Genomic DNA, 25,220 nt, shown 5'->3' on the forward strand with positions numbered 1-25,220 from the left:
TCAGGAAAGGACAGTAACGGAATACTGTCCTTTTTTTTCGTTCACTTGCAGGTCTAAATCATAGAGATCCGATAAGTTTTTATCTGTTAATACTTGGTTTTTGGCTCCAAAACTAAGTACCTTTCCTTCTTTCATTAATAACACCTTGGAAAAGTCTTCTGGAATTTCTTCAATCCGATGAGTGATCAGAATTCTTGTGAGCCGAGGATTGTTCTTCTTTAATTGTAATAATGATTTCCCAAAATCTGTCCTTGCTGTGATGTCTAAGGTAGCTGTAGGTTCATCCAAAACGAGGATATCTTTTCCCACACCAAATGCACGTAAAAGTAACACCTTCATTTTTTCCCCAGAAGAGAGTGTTGCATAAGTTTGGTTGATTTTATGGCTAAGGCCAATGGAGTTTAACAGAGATTCTGCGGTTTGTTCTTGGTTTTTTGTCGGTTCTTTGTAAAGGCCAAGAGTTCCAATCACACCTGTGAGGACCATTTCAAAAGTAGTAAGTCTTTGTAATAAGGATTCTTGGTGGCCTGGTTGTACCATTCCAATTCGATTTTGTAAAGGTGCCATGGGAGTTTCGCCGTATGTTTCCCCAAAAGCAGAGATGGAACCTGTTGTGGGCCAAGAATAACCAAAGAGGAGGTTGATGAGGGTTGTTTTTCCCGCACCGTTGCGGCCAATGATGGCAAGAGAGTCTCCTTGGTTTAAGGAAAAATTAATGTTATCTAAAATCTTTTTGTCGTTTCTAACAAAAGAAACAGAATCAAAAAGAACTACTTCATTCATTTGATTTTTTGAAAAGGAGTTCGATTTTGTTCACGGCGGCAGAGAACACATCGATATTATCTAAATTAAACTTTGCGAGAAGGTTTTTATCAATGGCATAGAAACCTTTTTTCTGTTCATGATAATCAGCCATCATATTGGCCATGTAAATCACTTCTACAAGGTCACGTAATTCCGGTGGTGCTAAAAATGGTTTGTGGTGGTATTCAATGGCCACACGAAGGTCCAGTGGAAATTCCCATTTTTCAGCAAGTAGAGCACCAAGTTGAGGGTGGCTCAAACCAATCGCCATCTCTTCTAAAAGAGTGGAGTTTCCAGAATCGGCCCCTCTTTGGTAGGTTTCAATTTTTTTGAAGAACCCACGATCCACAGAAAGTAATAGAAACTTCCCAATATCGTGTAACAAAGCACTGACGGCAATGATATCGGCAATTTTATTAGTATGATTGTTTTCTGTCGCTAAGTATCTCGCATAATAACTGCAACGGCTGGAATGATCCCAAACATCCATCATTTTTCCGTATTGGCCATCCATAATCTTTCGAACCCCAGAAACATAGAGAAGGTTTCGTAAGTTTTTCAAACCCACAACCTTAACCGCTTGTAAGATAGAACTCACCTGACTTCTGTTAGCAAAAAAAGCGGAATTTGAAAGTTTAAGTAGGTCTGCCGATAAAGCGGGATTTCTTTCAATTTCTTGAGAGATCATATGTAAATCAGAATCCGGATTGTTACATAGGAGAATGATTTTTGTAAGTGAATGTGGCAATGGAGGAAGGCCATCAATTTCATTCAAAAGTTTTGTTTTTAGGTCTGTTTGAATTTCTACCGGCGTAGTGACTTCCGGTACAGAAAGTGTAGCGCGTGTTATTTTGTCGTTAGTAAAGATTTTGAATTTTTCAGAACCGATTCCAGAATTTTTCAAAAGGAGTTGTATGAGTACTAATCCTAAACCTGCAGACTCGGTACTGTCTGATACATCAGTGAATGCATCCGAAAGATCATTGTAATTTTTGGCTACTTCGATCCTTCGATTAACTCGTGCTAATTCTTCTTTGGTAATGGGTGCGTTGTTTTCCACCGCAAAGTGGATGGACTTACCTTCTACTTTCATCAGAAGACTTATGTAGTAATTTCCACCGTCTAACCGATCCAACTGTTCATTCCACTTCATGATGATATTTTCTTGGAACCGGGACATTCCCTTTGCATAATCACCAGCGTTTTGGATGTCTAAATTTTCTCGGGTAAAATAATCGCGTTTTGCATTGGCCTTATTGGCGTTCATGAGAAGTTCTTTTAAAACAGTAAAGATGACTTCTACTAAATAGAGTTTGTCCATATACCCCATTACATGGACAAGTAATGCGTATATCTCCTGATTTTGTTCTTCAGTAACAAAGTAAAAGTTAATTCTGGATTCTTTTGCGGTTTCTAATTGAGAGATAATATCTTGAAAATTCACAAACGCTTTTTCCCGTAACACTCTTATATTTTAATTTCTTTTGGACGCAATAGATATTTTTTTCTCATCCGATTTCTATTTTGTCCCAGGCGCATTGTATAGTGATTACAACAGTGGAGGAAATCACTATGGATATGTTAGACCAAATGAATTTGCATTTGCTTATGCAAGAGCGGTTGGAAAAAATTCTTGAGGATATTGAAAGAAGACCTAAGGGGAAATCCAAAAAAACAAAAGTTTTTGATAGAATTCCCGCAAACAAAGAACGCGCAGAGTGGAATCTACAAGAAATACCGGTTCTATTTGGTGCTTAACTTAGTGAAAACCGCAACCAAGTGGTGAGGGTTTTTCGATGGATGATACCGGAATGGTCTTGGTTGGCCCACTTTGCCAATTCCGCTATTGATGGGGGAAAACCCTGAAAAGATTGTAATGATTGTGTCATTTTATGTATCTTATGGAAACTTTTATCTTTGGATTTGGAGAGAAATTGAATGTTTGTAGTTGTTCCTTGTTTACTCATCTCTTCCCAAGCAATTTGATTTTTGCCTTTTCTATCTCCAGAGTACAGGCGTTTGGTGGTAAGCTCTAAACTTTTTTTCCGATTGGTTTCTGGTAAGTAAAACCTTTCATAACCGGTTCCCTTACAATGAGACTTTCCTCGTTCTGCCAAGTAACTCACCCCGCTCACAAAAAAATCTCTACCTTCTATTTTCTCTGTAATCGATAAAACCATACCAAGTAAATTCAAACTAGGATTGGAATAGTGGGGCCATTCTTTCCCACTTTTTTGTTTGAGTTGGTGTTCCACAATTTGGTCTAAGGGATGTCCTGTATTGACCAAAATTTTAGGATTGAGGAGTTCGAATAGGAAAGTTGCCCCACCTAACCAAGTGATTATGGGAATATGTGACGGAATCTCCAATAAAAAATGATAAGCTGTCCCTCTGCCAGAATCAAAAGATACAATGTAATCGGGTATCACCCCATTCGGTACTAAGTATCCGAGAGCCGTATCACTGGCAAAAATAAGAAATGAGGAACGATTTTGCTTTATAGTTTCCAGGTCTGTCTCTAACCCAGGGCTTGCACCCACAAATAGAACTTGGTTTTTGGGAGAAGAAAATGATTGGAACCATTCAAATGTTGATTTTGAATCCAGTAGTGCCATCCGATTTTTCAAGTAGTTGTGAGTCCACAACCTTTGGAAATGTTGGATGGTGTTTTGATTGATCCCCGAGGAGAGAAACTGTGATTGAAATCCCTCTCGGCATAGAGCGACCAGCTCTGGAAAAATTCGTTCATAACTAGGAGTAATGTACAAACTCCATTTGGAATGAAGTGAAGGGGATAAGTGGGAGATGTTTTGGACTTCGGTTTTTAGTTTTAACCAATTCGGTGTTTTACCTTTGGCAAAAACTACGTATAATCCTTGGGTTTTTGCAAGATTTTCCAAACTTTCTATTTCCGTTTGGAATTCGTTACACTCATAAATTTCTTGATTCGGTTCCCAAAAAACAATGATTTGGTGACCATTTGGATTTTCTATAAATGACCGAACATTATGTAATGCACCTACACCCAGGATCACGGGAATGGAATCGTGTAGGAGAGAGGATAAAAATCTAGAAGCCTCCTTTTCAGGGGAGACTTTGGAATGTAGATAAAAATTGTCGGGGGTTTGAAAGTTATAGAGAAGTTTGTTTTGAAAGTGAAGGATTAGAGGAATGGGAGTAACCTCTAGTCCTCTTCTTCCTCGTCAGCTTCTGCATCATCATCGGAGTCGTCGTCGAAATCATCATCATCGTCGTCTTCCTCTTCTTCTTCTGCTTCATCACCAAATTCATCCTCAAAACCATCTTCCAGTTCTGGTTTACGAGCTTCTTCTTCAGGGATAAAATCTTCTTCGATATCTTCTTCTGCATGAGGAGCAAAGGAAGCACCTGCAGTGGAAGTTACTCCAGCAAGTTTGTCTTTTTCTGCTTGGAGAATTGCTTTTTCTTCAGAGGAAAGGTATTTCCACTGAACCATATTGTTTGTAAGTGCGTATAATGCTTGTACGGTTAACTTGCGGTTTTTTAATTTTTTCGGGAGAGTGATCTTGTCAATTTTGTCGATCGTGCTGAAACCGGCCACGCAAGTTTCGTATTTTTTTTCCCGGCAAAGTTCTATTAAGGATACGATATCGAAGTCTTCTTTGTGCGATTGGCTCATTTTCTTTGATTCCCTGATGGAAGGAGTGGAATGTTAGACCAGGTTGAGGGGCAGGGGTCAGATGTCAAGGTAAAGTTCGAAAACGGGCTTTACAGACCTTCTCGTAGTCCAAACCATGGGGATGGACCGTCCAATAAATGGGATTTATGAAAGCCTCCCTCATCTTAACTGTTAGTTTATGTCTCATTAGCTGTGCTCCCGCTAAATCCTCCTACTTTGGAGAGGAATCATGGGTAGGACTTACCGCCAGTGGTGCCGAAATTTCTTTTTCCAGGTTGGAGAAAGAGGAAATCGCACTCAATGTTTACTCCCCCGATTGTGTTCCTTGTTGGAAAGAGATCCCGGCTCTCAATCTTCTGCATGCAGAAATCGAAAGTCAGTTTCCTTCGAAAGCTTTATACATGATTGTCGATCCGTATCAAATAGTTCCAGACATCACCGACGATCGCCCGTTTGGTGATGTATACAAGTTAGCAAAAACACGGATGGACATTGAAGTCAAAAATCGAAAAATACAAGTTCCTATCGTGTTTATGAAACCACCTTTTCGTGTAAAAGAAGGGGGACTCATTACCGGAACCCCGGAAACATTACTTTTTGTTACAAAACCCATGCGATTGTATTATAACTTTTTGGGATCAATTTCGGAACAAACGTCAGTGGATAACATTCGTAAAGATGCAAAGTTCAATTTCTTTCGATACCAATTTGGAATGGAATCATTATGAGAGCAGTATTCATCAGGTTTATCGATTGTGAAGGCCCTGGTATTTTAGAGCCGATTCTACGGGAAGCAGGTTACCGAATCAGTTATCAAAATGCGTATGACAAAAGAATTCATTTGATGCCTGAAATTCATTTGAATTTTGATCTAATCGTTATGTTAGGTGGTCCTCAGTCTGTTGCAGATCCTGAGGAACAAGAGTTTTTTAAACCATATTATGATATTGTAAACAATGTAGTTGCATTACAAAACAAAAAACTAATTGGTATTTGTTTAGGTTCACAAATCATTGCGAAAGCGTTAGGTGCAAATGTTCGTCCTGGCACCAAAGGTCCAGAGACAGGATTTTCTGAACTTCAAGTTTTAAAACCAGAACATCCCATCTTTAATGGAATAGAAAAGGATTCCATTTTGGCATTTCACCTTCACGAAGATATTTTTGACATTCCAGTGGGTGCAGAACATTTGCTAGCTAGTGATTTTTATGCTAACCAAATGTTTTCTTACAAAAACAAGGTTTTTGCTTTCCAAACACATTTGGAACCAACTTTAGAGATGTTACAAGTCTGGCAGTCGGTTCACAAAGATTTTATCGCAAAAGGGACTGGTGATTTTTCTGAAATCGCAGACAAACAGAAAGTTATGGCAGAAACTGCCATAACAATATTTCGAAATATTATAAAATTATAACGGACTCGGTATGTTTCAAAAAATATTAACAATTTTATTCGGAAGTAAGTATGAAAGGGATTTGAAAAGACTCAATCCCATTGTAGAAGCTATTAATTCTTTTGAACCGGCAATCAAAGCAATGGACGATGAAACCTTGTCTTTGCAAACAACAAAGTTTAAAGAAAGGTTAGCATCTGGAGAAACTTTAGATGATGTTTTACCTGAAGCATTTGCCACAGTACGTGAAGTTGCTTATCGAACTTTGGGAATGAGGCATTTTGATGTGCAGATGATGGGTGGTATTTCTTTACATTGGGGAAATATATCTGAAATGAAAACAGGGGAAGGGAAAACGCTTACTTCAACCTTACCTATTTATCTCAATTCCCTTTCTGGAGAAGGTGTCCATGTTGTAACCGTTAACGATTATTTGGCGAAACGTGATGCAAATTGGATGCGACCTGTATTTGAATTTTTAAAAGTTTCGGTAGGAGTGATTCAACATGATATGGATCACGAAGAAAGAAAAGTAGCTTACAATTCAGATATCACTTATGGAACTAACAATGAATTTGGTTTCGATTATTTACGTGATAACATGGTTAGTTACAAAGAACATCGCGTACAAAGACAACATAACTATGCGATCGTAGATGAGGTGGATTCCATTTTAGTGGATGAAGCAAGAACTCCACTCATCATTTCGGGTCCTGCGGAAGAATCAACAGACAAATATCTCAAGGTAAATAAAATCATCCCTAAACTCATTGAAGGGGAAGATTACGAGATCGATGAAAAAGCAAAAAATGTAATTTTATCTGAAGCCGGTGTTCATCACGTAGAAGAATTGTTAGGTGTAGAGAACTTATACCAAGCAGAAAATATTGAATTAGTACATCACGTGCAACAAGCATTAAAAGCTCATAAGATATTTTATAGAGATAAAGACTATGTAGTTCAAGATGGTGAAGTCATCATTGTTGATGAGTTTACTGGTCGTTTGATGAAGGGAAGGCGTTATTCTGATGGATTACACCAGTCCTTAGAGGCAAAGGAAGGTGTGGCAATTGCTCGTGAATCACAAACATTAGCATCCATTACTTTCCAGAACTATTTTCGTATCTATAAGAAGTTGTCAGGTATGACAGGAACTGCAGATACAGAAGCAGAAGAGTTCAAAAAAATCTATAATTTAGATGTCATTGTCATTCCTTCCAATTTAAAGATCCAACGCCAAGATATGCCAGATCGCGTTTATAAAACTGAACGTGAGAAATTTGATGCGGTTGTCAAAGACATCCAGGAAAAAGTTTCCAGAAAACAACCGGTGCTCGTGGGAACAATTTCAATCGAAAAATCGGAAGTACTATCTAAACTTTTAACTTCGCATGGAATTCCTCACAACGTATTAAATGCAAAACAACATGAAAGGGAATCCGAAATTGTAGCCAATGCAGGTCGCCCAGGTGCCATTACCATCGCTACTAACATGGCGGGTCGTGGGACAGATATTGTTCTTGGAGGTGCACCTAAATACAAAGAAGACTTGGAAAAGTTAGATGAACTATCTGATTCATTAGGGATCAAAGCGAAAGCAGAACTCGAAGTAATCTACAGTTTTCGGGAACATTTGATCAAACAAAAGTTTGAAGAGGCAGAGTCTAAAATATCAGAAATTCGTAATGATAACATCAAAAAAGAATGTAATAAAATTCTAGCGGAAGCAAAGAAATGGAAAGTGGATCATGACTTTGTGATTGGAGCTGGTGGATTACATATCATTGGTTCCGAAAGGCACGAATCCCGTCGAATTGATAACCAACTTCGCGGACGTTCCGGTAGGCAAGGGGATCCTGGTTCTTCTCGATTTTATTTATCCTTACAAGATGATTTGATGCGTATTTTTGGATCTGACCGCATAGCACGTATTATGGACACACTCAAGATGCCAGAAGGTCAAGAGTTGGAGCATAGTATGGTATCCAATGCCATTGCACGTGCACAAAAACGAGTGGAAGGTCATAACTTCGATATCAGAAAGCACTTGTTAGAGTATGACGATGTAATGAACCGTCAAAGAATATATATTTACGGTATTCGCAATGAACTCTTAGACAAAGGAAATATGTCGAGAACCATTGTTGATTTTTTTGATGAAGTAGTTGAGAACCAAGTCATTCTTTATTGCGAAGGCAATAATGTGGATGCTTGGGAAGCGGAATCTCTTAACGAGTGGATCCAAAGTTTAGGTATCACCGAAACCATTGATCCAAAACAATTCAAAAAAGAATCTAACCCACAACTCAAAGTATTCGAAGTAGTTTCTAAATTAGTAAAAGAACTATATGAATCCAAAGTTTCTTCAATTGGGGAAGAGGTTTGGCGATCGATCGAAAGGAATGTATTCTTAGACATTTTGGATCATAGATGGAAAGAACATCTATATGCCATGGACCATTTGAAAGAAGGAATTTGGACTGTTGGTTATGGAGAAAAAAATCCTTTGATCGAATACAAACTACAAGGGTTTAAGATGTTTGATCAGTTAGTTGATAGTCTTAAAAACGAAGTAGTCTCTTTTTTGTTGAAGATTGAAGTGACTGAATCCGACCGTAACCAAGATGAATCTTCACCAAAAGAATACAAAAAAATTGGCGAGGAACAGAGAGCGGAAGTGGATATGTTTGGAAATGAAGTTAAGTCCAATAAAACCAAACCTCAAGTCTCTTCGACAACAAGTTCTGGTGGTGGTTCCGAAAGAAAATCGAGCCGACGCAAAAAATAGGTAAGTAGTTACTTTTATAAAAAGAAAAAAAACCAACTCTTGCAAATAGTCTTCGGCACTATGGTGAGAGTTGGGATTTAATACGTTGAATCAAATTTTAGAATGTTGTATAGATAGGTTACGATTCTAATTTTTGTTTTTATTCTATAGACTTGGCAACCACACCATCAATATCGGATCCATTATTATAGGAATGTGGGTAAACATATCCCAAACCTGTGTTCGGATCAGTGACTGCCGATGCTGATGTCATTTTAATAAATTTGAATCCTAGTGTTTTGATATTGTTTAATACTGTAGTATCGCAACTCACATTTGTAATTAAATCGTCTATATTGAATCCATCTCCACCACCTAATAAAAATCCACTTCCCGTCGACGTAAACAGTTGTTCTAATGACAAAGGATTGGAGCTCATATTATAGAGAACTGGTCTAAGCCCACCGAAACCAGGCCAGGAAGAAATTTTATTACTGTCTGCGACAGAGGAATTGAATCCACTGATATCAAAACCGCAATAATTGGTACCATTAAAAGATACCTGCACTACCATCGGATCGAAGGCATAACGGTCGTTACTTTCTGTGACTCGAAATGAGTTTTCATAAACTATAAAATCATTTCCAGCAATATTCTTAACTGTTTTCCCTCCCCAGGATAAAACTAATGTTGCGCCTGCTCCTGTTAAGTTTAAAGCATATACATCTAACGATCCGGAAAGATCTCCACCTCCACAGATACCGTTGATTGCCTTAGAGGAATCATTGAATCCACTCACATTTGAATTTGCCGAAACAACTGTATCTGCAATAGGAATTCCAGTAGGCAAAATTCCTGACGGACAATTAAGTCTTGTATTATTCGTAATTTGATTGGAGCCTAATAGCGCTAAGAGTTCAACTTGGTTGTTTTTTGGCTTTGGTGAACAATTAATCAAATTTAAGAATAGTAATATTATCATTAGATATCTAATGGAATGATCGGATTTTGTTTTCATTAAATGACTCCCTTTGGCCCTGATACAATCAGAGCCAAAAATAAAGTTAACTACCAGCTTGTTGGATTGGATGAAACGAAAAGTGCTTTGCTCCAACCGAAACCGCCGCAACCCGTTCTCGTAGGATCAGCAGAACTGTAAGTGGATAGATTGGCATTTTCTGCTTCAGCTAAGGTCGCGAAGTTTGGAAATACTGTGCAATAGTAGAAACATTTGTTTGCTGAGTTTTCGCAACCAACAGTTGTAGGTGCTGTCCAAATAACTTTTGTGTATTTACTTGGACTCCATGCATCCGATGGAAGGTATTGGTAGATAAATGTGCGATTGACAGTATCAACTGCAATGATTCTTAAATAACTAGTTCCCGATGCCCAAATACCAAATCCAGATGGATCTTGTACGATGGAAACATTGGAAGTGAAACTAGTACAATTTCCACCACTACAAAATCCTCCCTTCCAATATCCTCTAATTTCTGCTAAAGAATCCATTACACTTGATTTACCTTGTTGTTGTCCAACAAGAAGGCCTGTGAATAAATTAGTGTTAGCTGCTGACTCATCGACTTTTCCTGAGTCGGAACAGGCAGTTGAAAATGAAATTGCTAAAATAGCAATTGTTAGTTGGATAGTTGTTTTCATTTAGATTCTCCTAAATCTTGATTTGAATTTAGGGGAACACGAACAGGAAATAGGTTTATCCTCGCCAGAAGACGGGAAATCTTAAAATCTATAGAAAGATATGTAAGTAATGTTTTTTCCATACGGGCGCCCCGAATTTACCTTCGGGGCCCCTTTACACCATCTGTGAGACAGATAGATGTAAGTGTGCAAAGTTCCCAATCCACGGAGAAAACTTTGCGGGGAAGATCTGGCTTATCACCTAATATAGCTTATACTATATTAGGTGCATCACAGTTGCGGGTCAGCACAGGACTTTCACCTGTTTCCTCCCTGAAGGTAATGCCACAGTTCCCACCTCAATATTTTTTGTCAATGGATTTAGTTTATCTTTGTTTTATCTGACAATGATTTTAGGAAGTTAACAATCATTTCGATCTCTGAATCATTCATCGGTCGGTTCAGTTGGTAATGATTCATCCGTCGGACAGCTTCTTTGAGAGTAGGTACGCTACCATCATGAAAGTAGGGTGCCGTTAATGCTACGTTTCGAAGAGGTGGTACTTTAAAGAAATAATTGTCTGACGGATTTCCAGTAAATTCAGATCTTCCAAAATCATTAGGATTGTATGAATGCACAGTATCTAATTTAGCAAATTGTGATCCGCCAAGTAGGTTTTTGTTGTGACAGTTTGTACATCCTACCTCAAGATATGTTTTTAATCCGTCTAACTCATCTTTATTGAGAGCAAACGAATTAGACTCTATAAAATCATCAAATCTTGATTTTGATACAAGAGAATTTTCAAAGGCAACTAATGCAAGTCGAATGGAATGAATACTTGGAGTTGGCGAATCGGGAAAAGCATTTGCAAAAAAAGCTGTATAACTTGAATCGTTTTGAACACGAGATAATAATTCGGATTCCGATGGTAGTGACATCTCTAAAGGATTAATGAATGGGTCCGTTGCTTGGTTGATTAATGTATCTCTTCTTCCATCCCAAAAAATTATAGGTAAAAAGCCAACGTTAAGAATCGTAGGAGTGTTTCTTTTTCCCAGTTGGCCAAACGTTCCTCGTGAAGTGGATTGTCGATCCATACCTGCAGCAGTTCCATCAATTGGATGGCAGGTCAAACAGGATTGCACATGATTAGATGAAAGTTTGTTATCTCTAAAAAGTTTGTTACCTAAACTAATTTTGGCAATTGAATCTGTTTCAGAACCTGGAACAAAGCTCGGTAATTGACCAATTTTTTCTCTGGCAACAGCCTGGATTTCCATTGCATACATAATGTTTGATGAGATACTTAAAGAAACCAAACTATTGGTTATATAATTTTTGTTTGATTCATTAGTTAGAATATTGCAACTAGCAGATATTATATGTATTAAACATAAAAATAGTAGATTAAGTTTTTGTTTGTCTGAACGAATTAATGGAGGTGAAACCATAGAAACCAAACAAGGAATCTACCCCGAATCCTTCAATTCAAATTTTGGATCCGGTTTTTCGTTTGGTAGTGAAAGTTGAGAAAACTAATTCTAATTTTAGACTGCTTGTCGTTAATTATTTAATTTGTGTGAAAGGAATTTGTTACTGCTGCAATTGTTCCAGCAATTTCACCAATTTTTTGACTGACTTGATTTAAATCTTCTGAATTATTAGCAAGTTCTTGGGCACTACCGGAAAGAGTATTGATAGTGTTAACCATATCTTCCGAAGCTTTTTTTTGCTCCCGACTAGAAAACTCAATAGTTTCCGCCATTTCTTGCAATCCGTTAAGCTCTGTCGTGACATTGATTAAACTATTCGTTTGTATTGTCATTTCGCCTTTCAAGTGGTCTACACCAGATTGCATTCTATTGGATTGTTCTACAATTTCGCTAAGTGCATTAACAGTTTCATGTACATGGTTTGCCCCAATGATTACAACAGAGTTACTTTTATCAATGAGTCGTTTTATGTTTTTGACTGACGATTGTGTTTTATCAGCCAATTTAGAAATTTCTTCAGCTACTACGGCAAAACCCATCCCCGCATCACCAGCACGAGCAGCTTCAATACTTGCGTTTAATGCGAGTAAGTTGGTCCGTTCTGAAATTTCGGTGATCAGATCTACAATACCCGTGATTTCTTTTGTTACGGAACGAATTTCAGTCATAGCATTGTCAGTATTTTGAATGGAAACATTACCAAAATTAGCTAAGTTTGTTGACGTAATAGATTGATCCGTTAACTGAAAAAGAGCTTTTTCAATATTAAAAATAGAGCCTTCTATTTTCTTCATTTCCTCTGTAATTTTAACAATGTTTTTCGTTTCATTTGTAATGAATTCAAACATAATTTCAAATGAAGTTGTTAGTTCTTCTAGAGATGCCGCAGATTCTTCCGAGATGGAAGCAAGGGAGGATGCATTGTCTGAAACAGAAATTGCATCTTGTTTTAATTTATATGAAACTTTCTCTGCGTCACTTACCGAGATTTTTAGTTGGTTCATGATATGATTGAGGTTTTTCAAAAAAAGATTGATCGAATTTGTAATTTTCCCTATTTCATTGTTTCCAAAATTAGGAAGTGTTTTTGTTAAATCTGCCTCTCCGCTGGAAAGTTCGTTTACTTTAGAAAGAACAGTTGTTAATGGATTGCTGATACTTCTAAATATGAATATAACAAATAAACTAGAGATAAGTAAAGAAATCAAAACTAAAATAATGTTTATATTCCTCTGGAAAGATAATAATTGGATCCTATCGTTTACTAACTTTTCTAATATTGCGATGGAACTGTTTTGGATTCCACCTGCGATCAAAGTCCCTTTATGGATAGTTGCAAATAACTTCTCTGCTGAATTTGGTTTAACTTTTGTTAAGATGAATGTATCTTTCAGTTCTCGGATATAGTTTTCACAAGTGATTTTAGAATCCTCAGTTGCCTTTTTTAGTTCTCCAACATAAGGAGAAGGATCTTCGACGGATTTTGTATAGGATTTTTGAATTTCATTGCATGTGGTTTCAATAGAATTAATGGAAATCAAGGCTTTGGTAAAACTACTGCTAGAATATTGTTTGGTATTGTAATTAGCACTCGAATACTCTTCACGAGTTACTTCTTTTAAAACTCCTACGTTTTTTAGTATCTCAGGTACTCGAAAGAAAATAATTTCCATTTGGTAATAAGAGTTAACTTCCGGATCAAGAATTAGATTAGAAAAATCGCCAATTTTCAAAGCAAGTTCTTGTGTGTCATAGAGAAACTTTGTTGCTGTGGGTTGGTCAAAACTTTTGATTTTTGTATATTGATTCCAAGTAGAAAGTTCTTTTGTTTCGTTTGGGAGAAGGTCTGTTTCTTTAATTTTAGATTGAGCAGATTTGATTAGAGGAACCAAATCATCCGTGTTTTCTTGTCCAATCTTTAGCCTTTCTAAACCTTCTCTATAAGCCAGATAGATTGGTTTTAGTGTTTGGATTCCTAATTGTTCTTTTTCGGAGAACTCAATGTTCCCATTCAGTGAACGTACTAAAATAAGCAAAATGATGAATAGTGATGCAATGAGAGGAATCGGTAGCAGCAAGAGTCTGGTCTGAATGGAAAACTTTGAAAGAAATTTTGTCATAGAACTGTGTATCTTCCTACAGTGGACGAAAAAAATTCCACTTACCTTCTAACGATTATTGATATTCAATAAATCAATCATTTAATTTTATAGGTGTAAGAATGGGAGGGTTTGTGAACAGATCCCTAATACTAATTACATTGTTCGTTTCGGCTTCATGTGCTCGTACTTTGGAAGTAAAAAACAAAGAGAGTCTTTTTGAAAATTGTATGAAGACTTTTCAAGATGAAGTTAAATGTCGCGAGTTTATGTCTAAATCGGCTGAAGACATCAAATCCGAAGAAGAAAAACGTGAAGAAGTTTTGGCTCAACTAACAGTGGAGCAACTGGCAGGAATGAAACTGCGTAGAGAGATCAAAGACACTTTGCCAGGTAAAAATGGAAACTTTGTCCGAGAATTTATTGGCGACCCAGATGAAGTCAAAAGAGGAGGCGATAGAGAGTATTGGATTTATAAACGGCCTATTAGTAAATTCTCTGGTGATTCTCCTCCAGATAAAGAAATCACTGTGATTTTTCGCAGATCTTTCGTTGAAAAAGTAGATTATAAAAAACCTTAAAAACCTTCCTTGTTGATTGAGGGAGATATCCACCTCCCTCAGATTGTTGAAACCTTTTCCAATCATTGCATTGGAGAAAGAGATAAGAATGAATTCATTGTTTTTGTAATTCAGAATATAGGATTATACGTTAATCTTAAAATTCATTTTTCATTTTTAAGTTTAGCTTATTTATTATGACGCCGGTTCTGTAAACCGATTAAGGTCAAATTTGAAAAGATTTAGGTAGGGATAATTGAAAGTTAAATAAATAGTCAGGAGAGGTCATCTCCTGACTCAAGTTTTGTTAGTATACCAAGTAACTGGTTAAATCTACTGTTGTGCCAGCAGCTGTTGTATACGATGTGTTACAAGCGGCAAACGCACCCGCAAGGGCTTGTTGCGCAAGGCCATAAGTAAACTGAGGTAAGTTACAAGGTTGAATGGGGTCATTGACTTTTTTAAGTACACATTCTTTCAATGCATTCAAATCATCAGTCGTTTTACCTTCCAATTTAACTAGCGAACAACCGTTCCCTGAGTTGAAGTATTCTTTTCCACCAACGCATGAGTTTGCTGCTGTATATGCAACTAGACAGATTTGTTGAACTTCGTTGAAACTTCCAGCGTTGACTAGGTAAAGTAGAGCCGTTGGGTTATCTTCTTTTTTTGCACCTGACTCTGTGCAGCCAACAACGCCAGCTGCCAAAAGGAGTGCCAAAGAGATTCCTACTAAACCAGATTTAAAGGATTTCATATTCTTTTTCATTGTTTTCTCCTTAGAATTTTGCTACCATACCGACGATGATACCGTTTTGGTGAGAAGCCGGTCTTCCAGAAGTATCGATGAACTGTTGACCAGGACCCCAATCTCTTCTTAAGTCTACTTTTACTTGGAGGTTTTCCGTTAAGTCGAAAGTAGGTGTGAAAGTGAGAGTTTTGATTTGACCGTAGTTAGTAACTGCTCTTGCACCAATGGAATCTTGGAACTTGAGGTCATATCTGTCTGCAGGTGTAACTGCAAATAGAGGAGGGTTTACAGCAAGTGACCCACCGTAACGTTTGTCATCAAGATACTCAAAACGGAAACCAAGTGCAAAGAAGTTTGTAAATTGGTACTTCGCTTGTAGTTGGTAAGTTTGGTAAACTCTTTTGATTTTGTTTTCACGAGTGAAACTAGTGTCTTTTGTGAAACCAGCAGCAACTAAACCTGGATCTAAATCAGGAACTAAACCTGGTAGTGCAGCATCTAATTTTGCTTTAGTCACTCCACTTGCTTCATATCCATACGCAGCTGTGTTTGTTTGACCAGTTCTTTCACCGTAAGTATAGTCAAAGATAGTAGTCAATTTGTCAGTTGGTTTGAAGATCAAAATCAAGTTTTGGATCATCCAATGGTCAGTTTTGAAAGCAGATTGTTTTGGAAAAGAAGTTCCAGTTGACTGCTCAAGATAGTAAAGAGCATTGTTTTGTCTACCTTTGATGTTATCGTTGGCTTGCAATGTGTTCCATACTACTTGGAATTTATCAGGTACTAAATCATACTTTACTTGTGTTCCAATCGCTCTAGTAGGGTTTGGACCATCAGCATAAGCATGTTGTTGAGTGCTAGTTAAACTAGATCCACCTGCTGCATCACCGTAAGCTGCCAATCCACTGTAACCAAATTGTTGACCGTTACCAGTGTAACCAGTTCCTTGCGCACTATTGTAAAGATATAAACTTGTTGAAAGTCTATCGTTTACTTGTAAGTTAGCTCGTGCACCGGTGTGAATGAAGGGGATTGTATTGTAGAACACATACCCAATGGTGTAAGCAATGTTGTCTTTCGAGTCTAAAACTTCGAGTCCAATATGGGTTGCCATCTTACCTACGTCAACAGTCAACCCTTTGAGTACTGGGAAGTATGCTGAAACATAAGCTTGTTGTAACAACTGCATATTATGAAGCGAGTTTGTTGTTTGATACGGACGTTCTTGGTACATGTTGTTTTGTCCGTTTTGCATATCCAAACGGAAACCCCATGGACTTTCTTTATCCGCCAACTTCTCCATAGAGAGTTTAACTGCATTCACAGCAAACTGCTTGTTGTATTGGTGAAAAGTACCCGCTGTATCTTGGGTAGCCCCTTGCCGGTTGTTTGAAGTATAGTTATAGTATACATCCACATATCCGGAAAAATTTACCAACTCATACCAAGACTTATCCTTTTCCTTTTTATCCTGAGCAAAAAGGGAAGCCTGGGAAAATAAGGTAGCAACGATCGTCGCCAACAGAGTGTATTTATTTCTCATTTGCCATTTCTCCTATGTGAACTTGTTGTGCAAGTTGTGTACCAGGTTGGCGGAGTTTCTACGCGAGGAAGGTAGAAAAAAATGGAAACACTGTATTTGAATGGGTTCTTGGGGAAAAAAAATATGTTTTTGATTAAATAAAGAACAACTCGAGGGTAAATGGATGAAAAAAAAACGAACTAATTGGTCAAATTGCTTATAAAATGAGCAGAGTGATGCAATAGTCTTGAATATTCATTTTCTTTAGGCGAGTGTAGGACAAGATCTAAAAGATAATTTAGAACCATTCCATAATTGGTTTTTGCCAGTTGGGGGTAAGTTTCGGCCAAATGGTTCCCGTTTATCTTCATATCCGTGAGGAGAAGGGGTGGTTCTTCTTCCCAAATTCGAACCATCTGTGATGTGATTTCCCCAAAAATTGGTTTGAGTTTAAAGATAAATTCATTATCGATCGAAAATCGTGATTGGAAGTGTCGCTTAACGGGCGCTAGATATTCTTTTTTTATTGTAAATTCATCTATATTAGGAGTTGTTTGATTTTTTTCCCACTTAGTTAAAAATTCGAAGAACAATAAACAATCCTTTGTATTCTGACCTGAGAATTTTAAAGTCCGAAGAATGGTTTCTAATTCTTTTAAAGAGCTTTGATTCAAAAATGAAAAAAATGCCAATGCCAATTGGATTCCAATAAAGTCTTTGGAAGTTTGGTCTAGTTTTTTTAAAATATTATGATTTGGAAACAATTGTGGCGGCAGGTTAGGAAGGAAAATTTGGAAAATACTTTCCTCAGCTAACAGCTGGATCATACGAGAAGGATAGGGTCCTAAAAAGGATTTGAGAACTTCATCTTGGAATCGCTCTAATGATATTTTTTTTGTAATATGTTTTGTTTCGTGAATAGCCTTTTTTGTTTCTGGTTCGATCAAAAAATCCAAAGTACTTGCAAAACGTAGAGCACGAATTGGTCGTAATCCATCTTCAGTAAAACGTAGGATCGGATTTCCTATGGTCCGAATGGTCTTTAGTTCAATATCCCTAATTCCCAAATGTTCATCCACAAGATGTCCAGTTTGTAGATCGAATGCTAATGCATTCATAGTGAAGTCTCTTCTTTTCAAATCCTCCGACAAAGTAGTACCAAATTCCACATGATCAGGCCGTCTTCCATCAGAATAGTCTTTGTCGATTCGGTAAGTTGTTATTTCGTAATTGATTTTATCTAAAACAACTGTTACAGTACCATGTTCAATTCCTGTGTCTATTACTGTCCGAAATAGTTTCTTAACTTGTTTGGGTTCTGCATTTGTTGTAAGGTCGTATTCTTTGGGAATTTTTCCCATGACTAGGTCACGCACCGAGCCACCAACAAGGTAACATTCGAACCCTGCTCCTTTCAATGCAGAGTCAATTTGTAGCAGATGAGTTAAAAATTTTGCGGGGACTAAGGAATGTATGTCTATTGGCAATTTCTACATTTGCCTCTAAACACAATTTCGACTGATTCGGTGGAGAAACCTTTCAAGTGTTTGGCGGAAGGAATCCCATTCCACGGATCATCGATACATTCAATTTTGCCACATACATTACAAATCAAATGTCCATGTGCTGCCGAAACAATATGGTTCCCATCGGACTTTAACTCAAAGTAGGTGACTCGATCTGTGGAATGGAGAGAGTTTAAAAGGTTTTTTTCTTCTAAATCGGATAGTGCTCTGTAGATGGTAACTCGGTCCCAAGATTCCTCTTTGGGAAGTTTTTCCATAATTTCCTGGTGGTTTAACGGCCGGGGGGATCCTTGTAGAATGGACAAAACTTGTTCACGATTTTTCGTAACTTTGAGTCCGATTTTTTTTAAAATTTGGGAAGGGTCTCCAGCCATGATTTGTTTATCCTGTGATGGGGGAAGATTGTCTATTCTAAAATCACGTTTGCTTTCCAGATTTCCCAATACCGAATTCCCATCCGAGTATGGACTTGTAAAAACTCTTCAATTTCTATTCCTTTATTTTTTTCAACAATCACAGGTGCAATGCCTAAATCCAATCTTCGGTTGAGAATGGAATCAAGTTCTTCCTTTGCCAATTGGGTGATCCGTTCGCAGTCTTCTTTTCTTTCGGAAAGTTGAGCTTTGTTTGATTCACAAAATGTGGCTGTTTTGAAGGAAGAACTAGATTCTAGTAAATCATCCAATTGGCGAGTGACTGACTTTTTACAATGGGTTAAGAAGATAACCATGAAAAATAGAGGCACTATTTTGGTAAAAATTTGAAAAATCACACCTTTGCATCCTGCGCTAAGTTTGCTAATTGGTCCGCTCTGGTGTTTTGTTCACGAGGGATGTATTGAATATCAAATTGTTGAAATGAAGATTTTAAAGATTCACATTTGGTTTTGAAAACAAGTAAGTCTTTATTTTTTACCTTGTATTCGCCTTTCATTTGTTTGACGACAAGTTCGGAGTCCAAACGAAATTTGATTTTTTGTAAATTCTTTTTGATCGCTTCTTCCATACCTCGGTGTAAGGCTTGCCATTCTGCCACGTTATTCGTTGCGTTTCCAATTTTTTCAGATAGAAAAAAAAATTCGATTCCATCATTGTCTTGAAAGGAAACACCGATGGCAGCGGGACCTGGATTACCGCGGGAACTACCGTCACAGTAAATAAAGGTGGTATCTTTTGTAGACATAGCCGACAGTCTTTTCGGTGATCTCTCTCTCACCAATCAAAAACATGAACAGAAATTAAAAAAATCTTTTGGATTTTGATTTATGAAGGACTTTTTTGCCGGGCCGTGGTAAACGGAGCGTATTGGGTGGCGGGTGGATTACCCCACCCAATCTATATAGGGCGGGGACATCTACCTAAAATTCCCAAACCCCCCCGAAAAAAAAGGAAATTCCATGACCGAACGGGGATTTGGTGCCCTTACCATGTTTGAAAACCGCCTTCGTAAACTAAAGAAAGAGCGCGAAAAGTGGGCAAAACGAGAATCAATTACATGTTACCGAATTTACTCGGAAGACATTCCACAAATATCCTGCATTCTGGATTTCTATCCCAATGGACTGGTACTTTATGATAAAAGTTCCTTACGTTTCCAAGCAGAAGAAGGACATGAAGAACGGTTTGATCTCATAGCATCCATTGTTCGGGAAGTATTCCAAATCTCAGAAGAACAGCTATTTTTAAAAAGACGTAAAAAACAAAAAGGTACTGACCAATATGATAAACTTGCCATCGAAGGAAACTTTGAATGGGTAAAAGAATCTAACTTGGAATTTCGAACTAATCTTTCAGATTATTTAGACACTGGACTTTTTTTAGATCATCGGATTACAAGAGATTGGTTGAGGAAAGCTTCCAAAGGAAAGTCGGTATTAAATCTCTTTTCTTATACTGGAGCATTCTCCGTTTATGCTGCGTCAGGTGGTGCCACAAAAACAAAAAGTGTAGATCTATCTAAAACTTATTGTGACTGGGCGTTAAAAAATCTGGAACACAATGGATTTAAAACATCAAATCATCAAATTGTAAATGCAGATATACTGCAATGGATAGAAGAAGAAACTAAAAATCCAAACCGAGAACGATATGATTTAATTTTTTTAGATCCACCCACATTCTCTAATAGTAAAAAAATGAGAGAAGAGTGGGATGTACAAACCAAACATAGAAACCTACTTTTGTTGCTTTTAACAAAATTTCTCTCTGATGATGGAGAAATTTGGTTCTCTACAAATTTTAGAAAGTTTAAAATGGAAGTGGATGAAGAAGAATGGAAACAACGCGGATACCAATGCATCAATCGGACTAAGGAATCGATTCCTGCAGACTTTCGGGATGAAAAGATTCACCAACTGTTCTGCATTAAACCGGATCCAAATTACTAAACTTCAATATTTAACAAAAGGTTCAATTCGTTCGGCGAGAATCCTTCTGTTTTCACCTGACTGTAAAGATAAAATTCCTCTCATGATTGCTTGTCGTTCGTTACTTTCTTGTTTGGCGACCACTTTCAATTGATTGGAAATAGGTAGTAAAATTAAGTTCGCAAACGAAATTCCATAGAAAGTTGCTATGAATGCAGTTGCAATTCCTTGTCCTAAAACTTTGGTTCCACCATCTAAATTCTCTAAAACTGTCACAAGGCCAAGTACGGTTCCAATGATTCCCACGGTTGGAGAAAACCCAGCAGCAGTCTCAAATACTTTTGCCGATTTTAAGTCGTTCTTTTCTTCCTCTTCATGAGCTTCCCATAGAATTTCTTCAATTGTTCTTGGATCAGATCCATCTACAATCAGTTGGATCCCCTTTTGTAAAAAGGGATTGTCTAGTTTTTTTGCTTCATCTTCTAAAGATAATAGTCCATCTTTTCTGGCCTTTTCCCAAAACCGAAAGAAAATAAGTTTTAGGTCTTTTTCTCTTCTTCTAGAAAGTGCAAATTTTGTATCTTTTACTGCTTTGGTTACTTGCGAGATGGAATAAGATGCAAAAGTCGCGCCTAATGTCCCACCGACGATCAGCAACATAGCAGGTAAATGAAAGAAGGATCGTAAGGAAGCCCCTTCAATCAAAATTGCGACAAACACCGATAAAACGGCCGCGAGTATTCCGAGTAGTGTGGAATGGATCATTGGATTCTTGCCTCTCTCACATCAGGTCGAGTGCTCAACCTTCGAAGTGAATCTTTTTTTTCTATAACTTCATTTTTGAGTCGTTCCCAAATCACAGAGTCAGGATTTTCTCTCATCCTTGCTCCAATGATAGGTTCGACTTCTTTCCAGTTTTCTTGGTTGATGAATAACCGAACACGCGCTAGTTCCAATTCGTTCGCTTGATCAAATTGATTGTTTGACCTATAAAATTTTTCTAAGGAACTCATTGTAAGAAGAGCATGGTTCCAATCGCCCAGTGATTCAAACATCGGAATCAAAGAGTTCCATGCAAACTCTTGGAACTCAGGATCTGAGCTTAGATCCTCCAAAATAGGAATGTATTCTGCTTCGGGGGTTGTGAATTTTAGACTATTAAAGGCGATGCGTAGTAAATCTGGTTTCGGCAATTCAAATTTTCTGGCAACAGCAATGGCATCTAATGCTAGTTTGTTCTGCCCAATATTATGATAAAATCTAGCATATTCTGCAAATGATTCATAATATAAATGTTTGATTTCAAATGCATCTTTTCGTAAATCACCAGATGAATATTTCAAAATGGAATCAAGGACCGAAACAACTTCGAGGGTGGTTGCATTGTCCAATTTCTCTGCAAAATATTTCAATTTCCAGTCTGTTGGCAGAGTGCTGGCAAATCCAATTTTTGATTCCATATAACTCGGATAATAGATATCGAAGTTCCAATATGATTTTCTGTTTAAAAGTGACAGGGCATTGATATGATGGAATTGATTTGATTTATTTCTAGTTGTTAGGATTAGGAATGGATGCTGTTCTTGGCTTAATCTTTCTATGTAAGAAATGATTTGTGATTGGTTTGAGCTTAGACCCAATACAACAGTTTTTCCTTTGATTTCCGAATGTTTTGGCAGAAACGGATTCGATTCAAATGGAAGAACAGATTTATAATAAATGTATTTTTCTTCATTGAATGAAATGTTTGTAATGGCGAATGGAATCGGATCAAAGATTTCTTTTTTTGAAAAAGGTGAGTTAGTTCTTATCGTCGGCGGTGAAAAGAAAAGTAATACTATGATAGCGGCCGTAACTAACATCAAAATTCTAGGCAAACGTACAATGTGTTTTTGTATTAAGTAAGGATACATTAAAACTGGAACAAATAACAATGCGGACACAGTTCTAATGCCCATAGGTAAATTCCAGAAGTATAACAAAAAGGAAAGGCCAAGATAGATGCCTGTTTCTAATCCAACAAACATATATTCTTTGTAAGCAGTTTTGTTTGGTTTAAAAAATCCAACAATGGAACCTGTGATGATACAAAGGGCTATGAAGAAAGAACTCCAATAGGTTTGGTAAATAAAAAAGAAAAATGCAAAGAGAAGAGCAACTCTTCCAATTAAAAATACAGATTTTGTTTCTTTTTTTAACCCACCTAGCAAGGATAAAACTCTACCAAAGATCACTGAGAAAGATACGGAAAGAATTAGCGGGATTTTTGGCCCTGGTTGGAAATACAAATGCAAAATGCAATAGGAGACGAGCAGTGATAGAGCTGATCTGTAGAACGGGGCAAATAGCGGGTGTTTGCCGATCTTTGAACGAATTTTGTAAAATTTACTGAAATAAGGACTTCGTTGTACAAAAGTACTGATGAGATACAAAGATAAGAATATATATAGTACAGCTAACAAAACCTTCATGGAATAGTTTTGGTTAGGTTCAAATAAGGAATAGAAGGTAAAGACTGTCACTCCAAGTGCAAAACTTAAAAATCGAAAATCACGTAAGGATCCACCATAAATGCCAACGGAAAAAGCAGACAAAACACCGCTGAGTAAAACCCATTCAAAAGAAAAGATATAATCAATTAGAAACTCAGCTGAATTGGCTCTTAAAAACCAAAAGATTTGAACGATAGCAGCCACAAGCAAGGCAACCGCCAAACTAACAGGTAACGTTTGTTTGTACTTGCGATAGATAAATCCAATAGCAAATGAGACAAGAAGAAGTATCTGTAATACGGGATAAGCGGTATCAGTACGGTCGATGAGAGCAAGTTCAGATCCGGCTACATAAAAAAATAGAGAAAGTACATAACCAATGGAAAGGCTAAGACTAAACTCGAGTGAGGGGAAGAGGCCGGTTTCCCAGAAACGTTTCCATTGAGAGTCCATAGAATTAGCTACCAAAGATGCTGGATAGGCCACATTCGCAAACTAAAGAAAATCTTATTTTATTTGGCGGTGCACAAAATGTTTGACCAAATGAGCCCTTGTGCCGATTTTGACTATAACTATGCTAACGTTTTTATCTATATCGTTTTTGGTTCTTTACGGCTTTGACATTTTGGTTCTGTTCTACTTCGGATTGCACACTTACCTCATGGTTTTTTTGTATAGCAGATACAAACAAAACTGTGCAGAGGATGAAACCAAACTTCTATCTTTAAAGGACAAGAACCTTCCCACAGTGACGGTTCAACTACCAATTTTCAATGAATTCTATGTTGTGGATCGATTGATCGAATCTGCATGTAACTTGGAATATCCTGCGAAAAAACTTCAAATCCAAGTCCTAGACGACTCCACAGACGAAACAGTGGAAAAAGTTGCCTCCCTTGTTGCCTCTTATAAGAAAAAAGGAATCTGGATCGAACACGTTCATAGAACCAATCGCAAAGGCCACAAAGCCGGAGCCCTGGATGAAGGGATGGCAAAAGCAAAAGGGGATTACATCGCCATTTTTGATGCCGACTTCACTCCTGACTCAGACTTCCTCCTACGCACAATGGGATACTTTGAAGACGAATCCATTGGAATGGTCCAAACACGTTGGGGCCATATCAACGAAACATATAATATTTTGACCAAAGCCCAAAGTTTTGGAATCGATGGTCACTTTATGATCGAGCAGGTTGCAAGAAATGGCGCTAGCCTTTGGATGAACTTCAATGGCACTGCGGGAATCTGGAGACGTGCTTGTATTGAAGATGCAGGTGGATGGGAACATGACACCCTAACAGAAGACTTTGACCTCTCCTACCGTGCAGAACTAAAAGGTTGGAAATTTCGTTATATTAAAGATGTGGTTTGTAAGGCGGAAATTCCTGCCACTATGAATGCCTATAAAGCGCAACAGTTCCGTTGGTGCAAGGGTTCCATCCAAACCGCGGTAAAACTAATCCCACGCATTTGGAAGTCCAAGGAATCTTGGAAGATCAAAGGGGAAGCGATTACCCATCTCATCAATTATTCTGTGCACCCACTCATGATCATCAATATCTTACTCACAGCTCCTCTTCTACTTATGGAATTTTGGGCAGGTTTTAAGATGGATGACCTCCCTATGGAGATTCTCTTTGGATCGGCCGCGGTTCTTTCCATCGGTTCCATGGGACCTGTGATTTTCTATGCTTACTCCCAACGCGAAATCCACAAAAACTGGAAATCCAAATTGGTTTACCTTCCTATTCTCGTGATGATTGGAACAGGAATTGCTGTCATGAATACTTACGCTTGGATGGAGGCTGTTTTTGGCATCCAATCTGGTTTCAAACGCACTCCAAAACTCAGAATTGAGAAAGAAGGGGATAGTCTGCAGGACAAAATCAAATATGTAGTCCCAGTAGATTACCGAGCTTTCCTCGAGTTTTTTATGGGTGCCTATTGTGTATTTTGTATCTACCTTTCCTTTATGGTCGGAAAACCATATATGATCGGTTTTATGGTTCTTTATTCTATCGGATTTTTCTATGTCTCTTACCTTTCTGTTGCGGAGTCGTTTTGGAAATTCAAACCGGCAAGCAAGGCAGAAAAGGAACTACGTGCCGTCGCTTAGGAAAGAGCGATGGTACTTACTTGACGAAACCT

23 protein-coding genes and 1 riboswitch are annotated in these 25,220 nt (G+C 37.7%); of the genes, 7 read left to right on the forward strand and 16 right to left on the reverse strand.

Features of this window, described 5'->3' with window-relative positions; genetic code table 11:
• Window positions 1-783, reverse strand: a complete 783-nt coding sequence (locus LEP1GSC203_RS08215) for an ABC transporter ATP-binding protein (RefSeq protein WP_002973370.1) — start codon at window positions 781-783, stop codon at window positions 1-3.
• A complete protein-coding gene (locus LEP1GSC203_RS08220; RefSeq protein WP_002973218.1) occupies window positions 776-2,248 on the reverse strand; it encodes an HDOD domain-containing protein in 1,473 nt (490 codons plus the stop codon). Before LEP1GSC203_RS08220 ends, LEP1GSC203_RS08215 begins: the two co-directional genes overlap by 8 nt.
• 128 nt (window positions 2,249-2,376) lie before the next feature.
• Between LEP1GSC203_RS08220 and LEP1GSC203_RS08225 the strand changes: the two genes are divergently transcribed.
• On the forward strand, window positions 2,377-2,562 hold the full coding sequence (locus tag LEP1GSC203_RS08225) for a hypothetical protein (protein WP_002973508.1): 186 nt from the start codon (window positions 2,377-2,379) through the stop codon (window positions 2,560-2,562).
• Here the strand turns inward: LEP1GSC203_RS08225 and LEP1GSC203_RS08230 are convergent.
• Together LEP1GSC203_RS08230 and LEP1GSC203_RS08235 are read right to left on the reverse strand one after the other, a co-directional pair.
• The gene (locus LEP1GSC203_RS08230; RefSeq protein ID WP_002973530.1) at window positions 2,559-3,839 is read right to left on the reverse strand and encodes a 6-hydroxymethylpterin diphosphokinase MptE-like protein; all 1,281 of its coding nucleotides are present in this window, start codon (window positions 3,837-3,839) and stop codon (window positions 2,559-2,561) included. The two genes, LEP1GSC203_RS08225 and LEP1GSC203_RS08230, sit on opposite strands and share 4 nt — an antisense overlap.
• Before the next feature lie 149 nt (window positions 3,840-3,988).
• Complete coding sequence (locus tag LEP1GSC203_RS08235; protein WP_002973340.1) at window positions 3,989-4,462, reverse strand: hypothetical protein; 474 nt, start codon at window positions 4,460-4,462, stop codon at window positions 3,989-3,991.
• A 146-nt stretch (window positions 4,463-4,608) separates the two neighbouring features.
• Between LEP1GSC203_RS08235 and LEP1GSC203_RS08240 the strand changes: the two genes are divergently transcribed.
• From LEP1GSC203_RS08240 to secA, 3 genes are read left to right on the forward strand one after another with little or no spacing between them, the layout of a single operon-like run.
• Window positions 4,609-5,190, forward strand: a complete 582-nt coding sequence (locus LEP1GSC203_RS08240; protein ID WP_232225844.1) for a hypothetical protein — start codon at window positions 4,609-4,611, stop codon at window positions 5,188-5,190.
• Complete coding sequence (locus LEP1GSC203_RS08245; RefSeq protein ID WP_002973527.1) at window positions 5,187-5,876, forward strand: type 1 glutamine amidotransferase; 690 nt, start codon at window positions 5,187-5,189, stop codon at window positions 5,874-5,876. Before LEP1GSC203_RS08240 ends, LEP1GSC203_RS08245 begins: the two co-directional genes overlap by 4 nt.
• A 10-nt stretch (window positions 5,877-5,886) precedes the next feature.
• Window positions 5,887-8,643 (forward strand): preprotein translocase subunit SecA, encoded by a 2,757-nt coding sequence (gene secA / locus LEP1GSC203_RS08250; RefSeq protein WP_002973301.1) that lies wholly within the window; start codon window positions 5,887-5,889, stop codon window positions 8,641-8,643.
• A gap of 139 nt (window positions 8,644-8,782) precedes the next feature.
• On the opposite strand, the gene LEP1GSC203_RS08255 is transcribed toward secA, so the two are convergent.
• The 4 genes from LEP1GSC203_RS08255 to LEP1GSC203_RS08270 all read right to left on the reverse strand — a co-directional run bounded on the left by LEP1GSC203_RS08255 (window position 8,783) and on the right by LEP1GSC203_RS08270 (window position 13,877).
• On the reverse strand, window positions 8,783-9,640 hold the full coding sequence (locus LEP1GSC203_RS08255) for an LIC_13355 family lipoprotein (RefSeq protein ID WP_002973434.1): 858 nt from the start codon (window positions 9,638-9,640) through the stop codon (window positions 8,783-8,785).
• Window positions 9,641-9,690: 50 nt separating this feature from the next.
• Window positions 9,691-10,281, reverse strand: a complete 591-nt coding sequence (locus tag LEP1GSC203_RS08260) for a hypothetical protein (protein ID WP_002973431.1) — start codon at window positions 10,279-10,281, stop codon at window positions 9,691-9,693.
• A gap of 203 nt (window positions 10,282-10,484) precedes the next feature.
• A riboswitch (cobalamin riboswitch) is annotated at window positions 10,485-10,637 on the reverse strand.
• Window positions 10,638-10,641: 4 nt separating this feature from the next.
• A complete protein-coding gene (locus LEP1GSC203_RS08265; protein ID WP_051064149.1) occupies window positions 10,642-11,715 on the reverse strand; it encodes a cytochrome-c peroxidase in 1,074 nt (357 codons plus the stop codon).
• Between the two features lie 119 nt (window positions 11,716-11,834).
• A complete protein-coding gene (locus LEP1GSC203_RS08270; protein WP_002973316.1) occupies window positions 11,835-13,877 on the reverse strand; it encodes a methyl-accepting chemotaxis protein in 2,043 nt (680 codons plus the stop codon).
• 209 nt (window positions 13,878-14,086) lie between these two features.
• Here LEP1GSC203_RS08270 and LEP1GSC203_RS08275 point away from each other — a divergent pair, with 209 nt between their 5' ends.
• Window positions 14,087-14,437, forward strand: a complete 351-nt coding sequence (locus tag LEP1GSC203_RS08275; RefSeq protein WP_232225847.1) for a hypothetical protein — start codon at window positions 14,087-14,089, stop codon at window positions 14,435-14,437.
• Between the two features lie 286 nt (window positions 14,438-14,723).
• On the opposite strand, the gene LEP1GSC203_RS08280 is transcribed toward LEP1GSC203_RS08275, so the two are convergent.
• The 6 genes from LEP1GSC203_RS08280 to LEP1GSC203_RS08305 form a co-directional block, all read right to left on the reverse strand.
• Entirely contained in the window at window positions 14,724-15,185 is a 462-nt protein-coding gene (locus LEP1GSC203_RS08280) for a hypothetical protein (RefSeq protein WP_002973380.1), read from the reverse strand.
• Between the two features lie 10 nt (window positions 15,186-15,195).
• On the reverse strand, window positions 15,196-16,710 hold the full coding sequence (locus LEP1GSC203_RS08285) for an outer membrane beta-barrel protein (RefSeq protein ID WP_002973347.1): 1,515 nt from the start codon (window positions 16,708-16,710) through the stop codon (window positions 15,196-15,198).
• Window positions 16,711-16,889: 179 nt separating this feature from the next.
• Window positions 16,890-18,176, reverse strand: coding sequence for a CCA tRNA nucleotidyltransferase (locus LEP1GSC203_RS08290; protein ID WP_039937544.1), 1,287 nt, complete (start codon window positions 18,174-18,176; stop codon window positions 16,890-16,892).
• Window positions 18,167-18,589 (reverse strand): Fur family transcriptional regulator, encoded by a 423-nt coding sequence (locus LEP1GSC203_RS08295; RefSeq protein ID WP_002973507.1) that lies wholly within the window; start codon window positions 18,587-18,589, stop codon window positions 18,167-18,169. Before LEP1GSC203_RS08295 ends, LEP1GSC203_RS08290 begins: the two co-directional genes overlap by 10 nt.
• Window positions 18,590-18,621: 32 nt before the next feature.
• Complete coding sequence (locus LEP1GSC203_RS08300; protein ID WP_002973453.1) at window positions 18,622-18,945, reverse strand: hypothetical protein; 324 nt, start codon at window positions 18,943-18,945, stop codon at window positions 18,622-18,624.
• A 38-nt stretch (window positions 18,946-18,983) separates the two neighbouring features.
• Window positions 18,984-19,397, reverse strand: coding sequence for a ribonuclease HI family protein (locus tag LEP1GSC203_RS08305; RefSeq protein ID WP_002973332.1), 414 nt, complete (start codon window positions 19,395-19,397; stop codon window positions 18,984-18,986).
• Between the two features lie 214 nt (window positions 19,398-19,611).
• Between LEP1GSC203_RS08305 and LEP1GSC203_RS08310 the strand changes: the two genes are divergently transcribed.
• Window positions 19,612-20,601, forward strand: a complete 990-nt coding sequence (locus tag LEP1GSC203_RS08310) for a class I SAM-dependent methyltransferase (RefSeq protein ID WP_002973256.1) — start codon at window positions 19,612-19,614, stop codon at window positions 20,599-20,601.
• A 3-nt stretch (window positions 20,602-20,604) separates the two neighbouring features.
• Here the strand turns inward: LEP1GSC203_RS08310 and LEP1GSC203_RS08315 are convergent, their stop codons facing one another.
• Window positions 20,605-21,345 carry a motility protein A gene (locus LEP1GSC203_RS08315; RefSeq protein WP_002973235.1) on the reverse strand — a complete coding sequence of 247 codons (741 nt, stop codon included), beginning with the start codon at window positions 21,343-21,345 and terminating at the stop codon, window positions 20,605-20,607.
• Window positions 21,342-23,525: a hypothetical protein gene (locus LEP1GSC203_RS08320; protein ID WP_002973482.1), complete on the reverse strand. Its 2,184-nt coding sequence runs from the start codon at window positions 23,523-23,525 to the stop codon at window positions 21,342-21,344. Before LEP1GSC203_RS08320 ends, LEP1GSC203_RS08315 begins: the two co-directional genes overlap by 4 nt.
• A 121-nt stretch (window positions 23,526-23,646) precedes the next feature.
• Between LEP1GSC203_RS08320 and LEP1GSC203_RS08325 the strand changes: the two genes are divergently transcribed.
• Window positions 23,647-25,188: a cellulose synthase family protein gene (locus LEP1GSC203_RS08325; RefSeq protein ID WP_039937548.1), complete on the forward strand. Its 1,542-nt coding sequence runs from the start codon at window positions 23,647-23,649 to the stop codon at window positions 25,186-25,188.
• The last annotated feature ends 32 nt before the right edge of the window (window positions 25,189-25,220 follow it).

Origin of the sequence: Leptospira terpstrae serovar Hualin str. LT 11-33 = ATCC 700639, from assembly GCF_000332495.1 — a bacterium.
Classification (GTDB): Bacteria; Spirochaetota; Leptospiria; order Leptospirales; family Leptospiraceae; genus Leptospira_A; species Leptospira_A terpstrae.